11 protein-coding genes are annotated in these 11,236 nt (G+C 61.7%); 5 read left to right on the top strand and 6 right to left on the bottom strand.

Going from position 1 to position 11,236, the window contains the following annotated elements:
• Positions 1 to 56 precede the first annotated feature (56 nt).
• Positions 57 to 1,400 carry a replication-associated recombination protein A gene (locus RG2_RS12840; RefSeq protein ID WP_230590343.1) on the bottom strand — a complete coding sequence of 448 codons (1,344 nt, stop codon included), beginning with the start codon at positions 1,398 to 1,400 and terminating at the stop codon, positions 57 to 59.
• Positions 1,401 to 1,560: 160 nt separating this feature from the next.
• Between RG2_RS12840 and RG2_RS12835 the strand changes: the two genes are divergently transcribed.
• Positions 1,561 to 1,941: a nuclear transport factor 2 family protein gene (locus RG2_RS12835; protein WP_033236181.1), complete on the top strand. Its 381-nt coding sequence runs from the start codon at positions 1,561 to 1,563 to the stop codon at positions 1,939 to 1,941.
• A 60-nt stretch (positions 1,942 to 2,001) separates the two neighbouring features.
• Here RG2_RS12835 and RG2_RS12830 read toward each other — a convergent pair whose 3' ends face one another.
• From RG2_RS12830 to aspS, 3 genes are read right to left on the bottom strand one after another with little or no spacing between them, the layout of a single operon-like run.
• Positions 2,002 to 3,180, bottom strand: coding sequence for a protein kinase family protein (locus RG2_RS12830; RefSeq protein WP_033236180.1), 1,179 nt, complete (start codon positions 3,178 to 3,180; stop codon positions 2,002 to 2,004).
• A 54-nt stretch (positions 3,181 to 3,234) separates the two neighbouring features.
• The gene (locus tag RG2_RS12825; protein ID WP_033236179.1) at positions 3,235 to 4,200 is read right to left on the bottom strand and encodes a DUF389 domain-containing protein; all 966 of its coding nucleotides are present in this window, start codon (positions 4,198 to 4,200) and stop codon (positions 3,235 to 3,237) included.
• Positions 4,201 to 4,218: 18 nt separating this feature from the next.
• Positions 4,219 to 6,021, bottom strand: a complete 1,803-nt coding sequence (gene aspS, locus RG2_RS12820; RefSeq protein WP_033236178.1) for an aspartate--tRNA ligase — start codon at positions 6,019 to 6,021, stop codon at positions 4,219 to 4,221.
• A gap of 163 nt (positions 6,022 to 6,184) precedes the next feature.
• On the opposite strand from aspS, the gene ypfJ reads away from it, so the two are divergent.
• The 4 genes from ypfJ (at position 6,185) to RG2_RS12800 (ending at position 9,148) form a co-directional block, all read left to right on the top strand.
• Positions 6,185 to 7,105, top strand: coding sequence for a KPN_02809 family neutral zinc metallopeptidase (gene ypfJ, locus RG2_RS12815; RefSeq protein ID WP_033236177.1), 921 nt, complete (start codon positions 6,185 to 6,187; stop codon positions 7,103 to 7,105).
• A 75-nt stretch (positions 7,106 to 7,180) separates the two neighbouring features.
• On the top strand, positions 7,181 to 7,789 hold the full coding sequence (locus RG2_RS12810; protein WP_033236176.1) for a winged helix-turn-helix domain-containing protein: 609 nt from the start codon (positions 7,181 to 7,183) through the stop codon (positions 7,787 to 7,789).
• A gap of 2 nt (positions 7,790 to 7,791) precedes the next feature.
• Entirely contained in the window at positions 7,792 to 8,508 is a 717-nt protein-coding gene (locus RG2_RS12805; RefSeq protein WP_033236175.1) for an SRPBCC family protein, read from the top strand.
• Positions 8,501 to 9,148, top strand: coding sequence for a maleylpyruvate isomerase family mycothiol-dependent enzyme (locus RG2_RS12800; RefSeq protein WP_033236174.1), 648 nt, complete (start codon positions 8,501 to 8,503; stop codon positions 9,146 to 9,148). The genes RG2_RS12805 and RG2_RS12800 overlap by 8 nt, the downstream gene beginning before the upstream one ends.
• A gap of 26 nt (positions 9,149 to 9,174) precedes the next feature.
• Here RG2_RS12800 and RG2_RS12795 read toward each other — a convergent pair whose 3' ends face one another.
• Together RG2_RS12795 and RG2_RS12790 are read right to left on the bottom strand one after the other, a co-directional pair.
• A complete protein-coding gene (locus RG2_RS12795) occupies positions 9,175 to 10,611 on the bottom strand; it encodes a DUF2252 domain-containing protein (protein ID WP_051730681.1) in 1,437 nt (478 codons plus the stop codon).
• A gap of 49 nt (positions 10,612 to 10,660) precedes the next feature.
• Positions 10,661 to 11,080, bottom strand: coding sequence for a DUF1622 domain-containing protein (locus RG2_RS12790; RefSeq protein ID WP_033236173.1), 420 nt, complete (start codon positions 11,078 to 11,080; stop codon positions 10,661 to 10,663).
• Positions 11,081 to 11,236: the final 156 nt, after the last annotated feature.

Here is an 11,236-nt window from a genome sequence, read left to right as displayed (position 1 = left end):
GTTGTCCAGCCTAGCGTGCAGGGACCTTACAGCTTTAACCCCGCACGATTACAGCTTCAACCCCGCACGATTCGACGCAATTTTCCCACTCGATCGGCGATCTCCCGCTCATTTCCGTGGCCAGTCGGCTTGTAATAGTCGACACCGACCAGTTCGTCCGGTGGATATTGCTGCCGTAGAACGCCGTCGCGGGTGTCGTGTGGGTACTTGTATCCGACCGCGTTTCCCAATTTCTCAGCCCCCTTGTAATGACCGTCACGTAGATGCGGCGGCACGAGACCTGACTTTCCGGCAGCCACATCGGCCATGGCCGCACCCAGCGCTTCGATGACGGCACCCGATTTCGGCGCGGTCGCGAGATGGATCGTGGCCTGGGCAAGCGCGAGACGTGCCTCCGGCATTCCGATCAACTGCACGGCCTGAGCAGCAGCCATCGCCGTCTGCAATGCCATCGGATCGGCCATCCCGATGTCTTCGCTGGCGTGAACCACCAGTCGCCTCGCAATGAATCGCGGGTCCTCCCCCGCAGTCAGCATGCGCGCAAGGTAATGCAGCGCCGCGTCTACGTCGGAACCTCGAATGCTCTTGATGAATGCGCTGATGACGTCGTAGTGCTGGTCGCCGTCACGGTCGTACCGAACGGCGGCTTTGTCGACACTGGCCTCCACGGTCGCGAGATCGACTTCGACGGGTCCGGGTTGGCCGCCAGCGGTGTCGAGCGCAGCGCCTGCTGCTGCCTCGAGAGCAGTGAGCGCACGGCGGGCGTCACCGGACGCCAGCCGCACCAGATGTTCCATCGCGTCGCCGGCAATGGTGACTGAGCCACCGAACCCACGCTCGTCGATCACTGCCCGCTCGAGAAGCTCCTGAACATCGGCTGCGGTGAGCGCCTGCAATTGCAGAACCAGCGAACGGGACAGCAACGCCGACACCACGGAGAACGACGGATTCTCGGTGGTAGCGCCCACCAACAGGACGATCCGATTCTCGACAGCGGCCAACAACGCATCCTGCTGGGTTTTCGAGAATCGGTGTACCTCGTCGATGAACAGGACGGTCTGCTCGCCGTTCAGGAGCCGTCGCCTAGCCAGTTCGATCACACCGCGAACCTCTTTGACACCGGCCGACAGTGCAGACAGCGCCTCGAAACGCCGACCGGTCGCGCCGGAAATCAACGACGCCAGTGTGGTCTTGCCGGTACCAGGAGGCCCGTACAGAAGTACCGATGCGGCACCGGATCCCTCGACCATTCGCCGCAGCGGCGCACCGGGCCCGAGTAGGTGCTGCTGGCCGACAACCTCACCAAGAGTGCGCGGGCGCATGCGGACAGCCAGCGGAGCACCGGGCGGCAACGAGGACAAGGCGCGCTCGGCTACCGAGACGACATCTGGTTCATCCACGATCTCGGATTCTTCCGGAGTTGCCTCGAACAGGCCGTCATCTGCCACCACGCTGTCTTCAGCTTGCCAATCGCTCACAAAACGACGCTACTAGAAGGTACCGACGCGTCGAAGTCCCAACTGGAAAGCACGGTCGGGCCGAATTGGATAGCGTGTCGCCATGAGCACTTCTGAGATCGCCACCGTTCTCGCGTGGCATGACGCACTCAACAGCCAAGACATCGACACGCTCCTGCAGTTGTCGAGCGACGATATCGAGGTGGGTGGAGCCGACGGGGCAACGCAAGGATTAGCAGCACTGAGCGAGTGGGCGTCGAACGCCGGTTTGACGCTTGTTCCCGGCAAGATGTACGTCCACCACGGAGTTGTCGTTGTCGAGCAGACTGCGACGTGGGCCGCAGAACCCGGCAAGACCGCCACCATTGCGTCGGCGTTCCGGGTGGTCGAGGACCAGGTCACGTCTACCTTCCGGCATCCCGATCTCGCGACGGCGCTGGCGGCAACGGATCTGTCCGAGGCGGACGCTCTCGCCGACAACTGAGCTTCGACATGCAAAAGCGCCCGTGCTCCGGCACGGGCGCTTTATCGGTTCGTGTGTGCGTTACTCAGCGTGTGCGCGGAGTGCAGCGACAACCTCGTTCGCGTGGTCATGCACAGCGACGTTGCCTGCGAGTTCGGCTGATCGCGCCAACCGTGCCCAACGGCGCAGCAACGCATCCGAACGCGGAATCGACAGATGGTGCTCGCGCACTGCGGCTATCCGCGAATGATCATTGGGCAGGAACATGTAGGTGCTCAGCCATACCCAGATGAGCTGAGCCTCGACCAGTCCTCGACCCAATTCGGCTTCGTCGGCAAGCGCCGGCCACAAGCCCACCACTTCCGAACGCCACGCGTCGACCATCGCCGACGCGCGTTCCTCGGTCAGGTCGACGTTGCACAGGCATCCCGGGAACGACACGAGTGCGTACGTGATGTCGAGAAGCGCGTCTCGGTATCCACCCCACTCGTAGTCGAGGAATCGAACACCTTCGCCGTTGACGATGATGTTGTCCGGACACAGATCGGACGGACTGAAGGCGCGGAATCGCCCACCGCTGAACAGATTCTGCGCGTGGTGAACCTGTTCGAGAATATTCGGATCGACAACAACACCCAGTGTGTCCGCCAACATCGACGGTACGTCGGTGATGACGCGCGCCACCTGATCAGCCACTTCGTCGGAACTGTGGACAACCTCGGCACGTCGAAGCAGGGCTGTGAAATCTTCTTCACGTCCTACGGTGGCGGCGTGCATGCGACCCATTGCCTGGGCCATTGCCATCAGGGTATTCGTGACGGTGTCTGCGTCGCTGTCCTGGAAAAGAACGCTGATCGCGGTGGCGTCACCGAGGTCGCTGAGCACGAGGAGCCTGGCGTCCAAGTCGTATGCCAGCAGTTCCGCGCCGGGACGGGCGTCCTTGGCCAATGCGTTGGCGAATTGGTACGACACGGCTTCACGCAGGAACGCGGTATCAGGATCGAACACGTGGATTGCCTCAGCGGGCGGGGTAACGCCGTTCTTGACACCCAGATAGGGATCACGGACCTGCTTGATCACCAATGTGCGAGGTAGGGAAAACGGGTTTTCGGCAACTCGAACGCGCAGCACGATGGTGCGTCCACTGCCACCCAGATCCGTGGGATCCACGAGGGTAACGGGTGCTCCGGTGCGGCGCGTGAGCAACTGCTCGGCAGCTGCCACGACTTCGGATACGGGGTCTGCCAGTAATACGGTCATCACTGATCAACTTACCCGTAAGTTGCTGGAATCATGCGTCTTCGCTCTCTACTGTCAGCGCGCTTTCTCGTCGCCGATCAAACCTGAAATGCCTTTCAGCGCTGCAGCAAACTCTTCATCGGCTCGGGTCTTGAACCACAATACGAGTGTGCAAGCGGTGACAATTCCCAGCATGTTGACGGCGAGCTGAAGCGACGACAGCCCGGCGATACGCCATTCACCGTTAGCCGCAGCAACTACTGCGAAACCGGCCGCCGGGACTGTAGTCACTGATATGAACACGCCGACCAGTGCGGCGGATTTCGCCGATATCAAGGCCAACATGCCCGCAGAACCGGCCAGGAGGGCGACAACAAACGAGATCGGTCCCACTTTGTAGATGAAGTCGACTTGATGCAGTGATTCGAGGGTGGTGACGTCCATCCAGTCGAAGAACTTCACCACAAAGGTGGCGAGCAGAGTGATACCCATCGCCACCGGGAACGCGACGACCAACGCAAGAATCGAACGTCTACGTAGCTTTCGATCACGTCGAACCAGGGCAACCGAGAGCGCGGCCAGCGGGCCGAATTCCGGCCCCACAACCATCGCTCCGACGATGGTGACCGGTGAATCCGTGACTACACCGATTGCGGCCAGGAGGCAGGCGATAGTCAGGAAAGCGACAAACAATCCATTGAGAGTCGATTCCTCCCGAGTCCGGGACAACAGTTCTTCCCAGACCACTGTCTCGGCGCCGTCACCAGGTGCATCGTGTTCTGCTTTGCGTGCCGCGGCCGACAACACTGTCTCCACCGGAACCAGCGTCACCGCGCCGTGCTCAGGGATTCCGAGATCCTGCATCGCGACTATGACGTCGTTCGCAGACTCGCGGGCAACATCGGCCTGCACGACATCGCCGCGCGGATCGATGGCAATGCCACGCGACACCACAATGTGGGTAGCCCCGCATTCCGCCTCGAGCGCACCGAGAACTTCCTCGGTGCGCTCGGGCGGGCAGATCACCCTCAGGTGCAGCATGGCGATCTGGGGTCGGTTCTACTTGCCGTCTGCGGTGTCGCCACCGGCAGCGTCAGCCTTCTTCTCCGGCTTCGCATCGACGCCGGATTCCTTACGCTGCTGCGCCGTGATCGGGGTAGGTGCGTCCGTCAGCGGATCGACACCGCCACCCGACTTCGGGAACGCGATGACCTCACGAATGGAATCCATGCCGGCGAGGAGCGCGGTGATGCGGTCCCAACCGAAGGCGATTCCGCCGTGCGGGGGTGCGCCGAAGGCAAAGGCGTCGAGCAGGAAGCCGAACTTGTCCTGCGCCTCTTCCTCGGAAATACCCATCACCTTGAACACTCGTTCCTGAATGTCCTTGCGGTGGATACGGATACTGCCGCCGCCGATTTCGTTGCCGTTGCAGACGATGTCGTAGGCGTAGGCGAGAGCGGTTCCGGGATCGGTGTCGAACGTGTCGAAGAACTCGGGCTTGGGCGAGGTGAACGCGTGGTGCACCGCGGTCCACGCCGAATGGCCGAGAGCAACGTCACCGGACGCGGTGGCGTCGGCGGCCGGCTCGAACATCGGAGCGTCGACGATCCAGACGAAGGCCCAGGCCTTGGGGTCGATAAGATCCTTCTTGCGGGCGATCTCGCCGCGGGCAGCACCGAGAAGCGCGCGCATCGGCTTGGTTGCACCCGCCGCGAAGAAGATGCAGTCACCTGGCTGTGCGCCGACGTGAGCGGCCAGACCCTCGCGCTCGGCGTCGGTGAGGTTCTTGGCAACCGGTCCGCCGAGCGTTCCGTCTTCGCCGACCAGCACGTAGGCAAGTCCCTTGGCGCCACGCTGCTTGGCCCATTCCTGCCACGCGTCGAGCTGCTTACGCGGCTGGCTTGCGCCACCCGGCATGACAACAGCGCCGACGTACTCGGCCTGGAACACGCGGAACGTGGTGTCCTTGAAGAACTTCATGCACTCGACGAGTTCGATGTCGAAACGCAGGTCGGGCTTGTCGCTGCCGTAACGACGCATCGACTCGTTGTAGGTCATGCGCGCGATCGGCGTCTTGATCTCGTGGCCGACGAGCTTCCACAACGCGGTCAGGACTTCCTCGGCCAACAGCATGACGTCGTCCTGGTTGACGAACGCCATCTCGATGTCGAGCTGAGTGAACTCCGGCTGGCGATCGGCGCGGAAATCCTCATCGCGGTAGCAGCGCGCGATCTGGTAGTAGCGCTCGATGCCACCCACCATGAGGAGCTGCTTGAAGAGCTGGGGGCTCTGCGGCAGAGCGTAGAAGCTACCGGGCTGCAAACGCGCCGGAACCAGGAAGTCGCGGGCACCTTCAGGGGTGGAACGCGTGAGTGTCGGGGTCTCGACCTCGACGAACTGGTGGTGCGCGAGGACGCCACGCGCAGCGGCATTCACCTTGGAGCGCAAGCGAATTGCGTGTCCGGGTCCTTCACGACGCAGGTCGAGGTAGCGGTACTTCAGACGCGCTTCCTCGCCGACCTGATCGTCGAGCTGGAACGGCAGCGGAGCACTCTCGTTGAGCACCTCGAGCTCGGTGGCGTTGACCTCGATTGCGCCGGTGGGGATCTCGAAGTTCTGGTTTCCCTCGGGGCGGACCTCGACGACACCGGTCACGCGAACGCAGTATTCCGCGCGCAGACGGTGCGCCTGCTCGGCGACGTCACCTGCCCGGAAAACTACCTGCGAAACACCGGATGCATCACGGAGATCGATGAAGATCACTCCGCCGTGATCACGACGCCTGGCTACCCAACCGGTGAGCGTTACGGTCTGCCCTGCCTGCTCGGGTCGCAATGAACCGGCGAGATGTGTGCGCAGCACGGGATTCCTTTCGAACAACTTCAATAACCGACGACCGACTACTTTGCCTGCGATCCTACGGAGCGAACAGCCCAGACCGGAAACGCGCACCCGCCTCGCATGCGAAGCTATCCACCAGAAGTGACGGCAAGCACTTGTTCACGACAGCAGAAAGCGGACATAGATGACCTTCAACGAGGGGGCCCGTGGTGAAGCGGGACGCGTTCAGGTTCAAGGCGGCGGGGGCGGAAGCCGGGGCAGCAAGGTGGCAATCGGCGGCGGCGCAGGCGGCATCATCGTGCTCATTCTTGCGCTTCTGTTCGGCGGAGATCCCGGTTCGCTACTGGGCACCTCCACCGAAACATCGAGTTCCGCGAGCGGGCTCAGCTCGGTCGACGACTGCACCGGTACCGATGCCAACAACGACGTCAACTGCCGCGTCACACTTACCGTCGGTAGCCTCGACGACGTCTGGGAAGCGCAACTGATCAAACAAACCGGGACGGCGTACGTCCGCCCCGAGGTCGTCCTGTTCAGTGGATCGGTCAGTACGGGCTGCGGTCAGGCAACCAGCGAAGTCGGTCCGTTCTACTGCCCCGCCGATCAGACCGCGTACTTCGACACAAGCTTCTTCCAATTGCTGGTCGACCGATTCGGATCAAGCGCCGGCCCCTTGGCGCAGGAGTACGTCGTTGCCCATGAATTCGGTCACCACATCCAGAATCAACTCGGGGATATCAGCCGCGCGCAGGGCGACCCGCAGGGCGCAGAGTCAGGCGCTGTGCGCACCGAACTGCAGGCAGACTGCTACGCCGGCGTGTGGGCACATTACGCCGACACCATCCCCGACGAAGCGACCGGCCAACCATTCCTGAAGTCGCTGTCGCAGAACGATATCCGCGATGCACTGTCGGCCGCATCGTCGGTCGGCGATGACCGGATCCAACAGTCGACCAGCGGGCGGGTCAACCCCGAAGGCTGGACTCACGGTTCATCCCAACAGCGGCAGTTGTGGTTTGCAGCCGGATACAAGACCGGCCAGGTGTCTGCATGCGACACCTACTCGGCGCGTGATTTGAACAATCCCGCGGCGCTGAGCAAGTAGAGCTTGCCCAACAACCATCCCACCGACAAATTATTTTGTCTTGACAAGTAATTCTGTCGGTGGGATGGTTTTCTCATGTTGGAAGTCGCAGTCATAGACAAACCTGCTGTCGCGGAAGCGTCACTCGACCCGGTTCGGCAGCAAATCCTCGCCGCGCTTGTGAACCCGTCGTCGGCTGCTGCGCTGGCACCCCTCGTCGGACTGACCCGCCAAAAAGTCAACTACCACCTGCGAACCCTCGAAGAACACGGACTCGTCCATCTCGTCGAGGAACGCAAACGCGGAAACATGACCGAACGAGTCATGCAGGCAAGCGCCGCGTCGTACGTCATCTCCCCCGCCGCGATGTCCGCGCTGGCTCCGGATCCACGGAAGTTCCCAGACCAGCTCTCGGCGCGATGGCTCGTCGCGGTGGCAGCGCGGGTCGTCCGAGAGGTCGGTGAGTTGATCGCCGGAGCAACCGCCGCCGGAAAGCCCCTCGCGTCGTATGCCATCGACAGTGACATCACATTCGCGACAGCCTCCGACCGAGCGGATTTCGCCCGCGAACTCGGCGAGGCAGTCAACGGACTGGTTGCCAAATACCACGACGGCAACACCGCGACCGGCCGCCCGCACCGCCTCGTCGTAGCGCTTCACCCAAGCCTGAAACCGTCCACACACTCACCCGAATCGGAGAACTAGCCATGTCGAAGAAGTTCGAAATCCGCCGCGAAGTTGTTGTACCCGGAACCCCGGAGCAGATCTGGGCCGCCATCTCCGCCGAGACTGCCGGATGGATGTTCCCATCGCCTCTCGAGATTCCGGCCGACGGCTCGCGCCCCGACAGTCCCGTCATCGCTACCTGGGAACCGCCCACCGAACTCGGCATCCACATGGACGGCCCCGATGGCTGGTTCAATCACCTCGAATACCTCGTGGAAGCCCGCGACAACAGCACGGCCGTGGTGCGCTACGTCCATGCCGGCGTCTTTGCCGACGACTGGGACAATCAGTACGACGGAGCAAGCAAGCACACAGACTTCTACCTCCACAGCCTTGGCCAGTACGTGCGCTACTTCGCCGGGCACAGCGCCACCTACGTGAGCGCCGAAGGTCCGGAAGCATCCGGCGCACCCGCAGCGATGGCAACTCTGCGCAGCGCACTCGGAATCGGATCCGACACCGCCGTCGACGACACCGTGACTTTCGACGTTCCCGGCATCGGCACGATCACTGCTGTGGTCGACTACCTCAACGACTGGTTTGTCGGACTGCGTACCGACGACGCGCTACTTCGGTTCTACGGCCGAAATGCCTTCGGCGGCAATGTCGATGTGGCACACCACCTGTTTGCAGCAGGCGCTGACGGCGAAGCAGCCAGCGCAGGCTGGAAAGGCTGGTTGGACGGCGTCTATGCCTAAGCGCGATATGCAGAGAAGCGCCCTGTGGTCTGCTGTCGAAACCGAGCGCACCGCTCTGCTCGGTGAGCTTGTCGGTCTGAATCAGGCACAGTGGAATCAGCAGTCACTGTGCGGGCGGTGGACTGTCGAGGACGTCGTCGCGCATCTCACAGCGGCGGCGAGCGTCGGGGCACTTCGTTGGTTTGTCAGTGTCCTGGGCACACGGTTCGACTTCGACCTACACAACGACCGGCGCCTCGCCGAGTACCGAGGCGCGACCCCGGACGAGACCCTCGAACGGTTCCGACGGGTGATCACCAGCAGAACCTCGGCGCCAGGGCCCACTGTGGCGTGGCTCGGCGAGGTGGTAGTCCACGCCCAGGACATCCGGCGTCCGCTCGGTCTCTCGTACATTCCAGCCGTCGAGACGCTCACCGAAGTTGCTCGTTTCTACGCTCGACGGGACTTTACTGTGCCCAGTCGCAGCACGATCAAAGGTCTTCGCGTCGAAGCGACCGACGGGCCATTCTCGACTGGAGACGGTCCACTCGTCAGCGGCACGACCTTGGCTCTCACCATGGCCATGGCTGGTCGGCGCGTGTACTGCGACGATCTCACCGGGCCCGGTGCTGCGACGATGCGAGCGCGTTACACAACCTGACGGCGCTCCAGCAATTCCTGGGCGGGTCAGATTCCGGTCTGTGCGGTCACCCGTCCCGTGTCGATCGCTGTCATAAGTGCGGCATGATCACGAGCATTTCGTTTGGTGTACGCCGCCGCAAACTCACTGATCGCGAAGTCGAATTCCGTTCCCTCGCCAAGATATTCGGCAATCGCAATGCGGTCGCCCGATCGAGCGTGTGCATAGGCCAGAACCCGCGCGCATAAACGGCCGTACGCTTCCATACCTTCGGGTTTCATGCCTTCGATCACCGCAGAGCCCTTGCCGTCGCGAAGTTGGCGGATGTAGAAGTCATGCTCGAGCTCGTCCGGACCTGGCCCTCGCTCCCAGCCTAGAAAGATATCGCTGCTGGCCTGCATCAGTCGCTGACCATTCACCACCCGCTCCCCCTCATTGCGGAATATCGGGCCGTTCACGTAGCCGGACAACACCGACGGCAACGCCTGCTTCACCTGCAGGATCAGTGGATCATCGGCGTCGCGTCCCTTCATCAAGATCATCCAGGCTCTCGTGCCGACACTGCCGACGCCGACCACCTTGCGCGCGATGTGCATCATCTCGAAGCTCTGTAGCAGCACGCGGCGATCCCACTGAAGGGTGCTGCGGTACGAACGAATTCGTCCGTGGAGCACCTCCTCGACATCCTCGAGATCCCGCCCGTCGTATAGCTCCTCGACCGGCACGATCAACGGTGGATCACTGATGAATCGCCTTCTGCCATCGACAATCTCGGTGAATTTCGACGCGGCTTGAACGCTGTCCCGTCGGCGTGCCTTATCGAGAGTGGAACGCGCCCGTTCAAGCATTCGTTTCTTGATCTGAATACTCAGTTCTTCGAGGCCGTCCTCTGGTTCGATGTGCGAATACCACACCGCAAGGTTTCCCAATTCCGCCTGGCGAATCATCGTTTCCCGATATTCGGCGGCACAACCAACAGTTATCTTCCTTCGTTCCTTACCCGAATAGCCGTTGTCCTTACCCGCTATCGCCAAACTCGCAGCCAAGCGTTTGACGTCCCATTCGAATGGACCTGGGTAGGTCTCGTCGAAATCGTTGATATCGAATGCAAGTTTGCGCTCCGGCGTGGCGTAGACCCCGAAATTACTCAGATGCGCATCTCCGCACAGTTGGGTATTCATGTCGGAATTGCGATTGCGTGAAAGGTCGTCGCACATAACCAGGGCCGCGCCACGAAAGAACGAGAAACGCGACGCAGACATGCGGCCGTAACGAATCGGCACCAATTCAGGCACCCGCGCTTCGGCCTGAGATTCCAGGAGTGAAATCGGGTCGCGGTCGCTGTCGGCAAGTTCGGCCAGCATCGCGAGCGGCGTATCTCGGCGAGCCTGCCGACCATCTTCCCTCCGCTCGTCAACGGTGGGGTGCTGCGCAGGAACTGCCTTGTCAGCTGGCGCAACCTTGTCAACCGGTACTGCAGTCATCTGCCCGACCTTTCAGTCCTCGGTGGGCCTGCGGAGTCGACGGCCCTTGCTACGGCTGCGAGGCGTCGGACGTCGCGTCCCCACCTGATCCGCGTGCTGCGCGGGCCAGCAATTGGGGACTCGACACCAACGCCTTGCGCCATGGAAGTACCCCGTCGATCTCAATCTGAATCGACAGGCTCAGAACGGTTCGAATCAAGACGATCATTCCGAGTACTGCAGCATCTGTCAGAGAAGGCGACGACGTCACGGTTTTGACTAGATCTGCGGCAACCAGAATCTCCAGTCCGAGAAGAATGACGGCGCCGAGGGTTTCGCGGAGAGTCTTGAACGCGGCACTACCGTTGCGAGTACGGAACCACGACCGGCCGGCAATGCCAAAGGCGAATACAAACCCGAAAACCATCGCGACAACACCGAGTACTTCGAACAATTCGGTGACCCACTCGAAGAACTTCACGGTGTCCATGGTGTTGATTCTCGAGGTATATCGCTCAGAAGTCGAGCAAGCGCGCCGGTTCTCTCCAACCCACCACCAGATCGTGTGCTGTAATTGGCCGGTGACGACTTTCGTACAGCTCTGGTGGCCGCATTCACTGCGGCCTTGAACTGTGCACTTTCCGGC

This window comes from Rhodococcus globerulus NBRC 14531 (genome assembly GCF_001894805.1).
Classification (GTDB): domain Bacteria; phylum Actinomycetota; class Actinomycetes; order Mycobacteriales; family Mycobacteriaceae; genus Rhodococcus_F; species Rhodococcus_F globerula.
This window is presented reverse-complemented; position numbering and strand designations above follow the sequence as displayed.

Excerpts from the sequence above, each read along its gene's own strand:
- RG2_RS12795 (WP_051730681.1), bottom strand. The coding sequence starts at position 10,611 with ATGACTGCAGTACCGGTTGACAAGGTTGCGCCAGCTGACAAGGCAGTT.
- ypfJ (WP_033236177.1), top strand. The coding sequence starts at position 6,185 with ATGACCTTCAACGAGGGGGCCCGTGGTGAAGCGGGACGCGTTCAGGTT.
- RG2_RS12790 (WP_033236173.1), bottom strand. The coding sequence starts at position 11,080 with ATGGACACCGTGAAGTTCTTCGAGTGGGTCACCGAATTGTTCGAAGTA.
- RG2_RS12830 (WP_033236180.1), bottom strand. The coding sequence starts at position 3,180 with ATGACCGTATTACTGGCAGACCCCGTATCCGAAGTCGTGGCAGCTGCC.
- RG2_RS12800 (WP_033236174.1), top strand. The coding sequence starts at position 8,501 with ATGCCTAAGCGCGATATGCAGAGAAGCGCCCTGTGGTCTGCTGTCGAA.
- RG2_RS12825 (WP_033236179.1), bottom strand. The coding sequence starts at position 4,200 with ATGCTGCACCTGAGGGTGATCTGCCCGCCCGAGCGCACCGAGGAAGTT.
- RG2_RS12805 (WP_033236175.1), top strand. The coding sequence starts at position 7,792 with ATGTCGAAGAAGTTCGAAATCCGCCGCGAAGTTGTTGTACCCGGAACC.
- RG2_RS12810 (WP_033236176.1), top strand. The coding sequence starts at position 7,181 with ATGTTGGAAGTCGCAGTCATAGACAAACCTGCTGTCGCGGAAGCGTCA.
- RG2_RS12835 (WP_033236181.1), top strand. The coding sequence starts at position 1,561 with ATGAGCACTTCTGAGATCGCCACCGTTCTCGCGTGGCATGACGCACTC.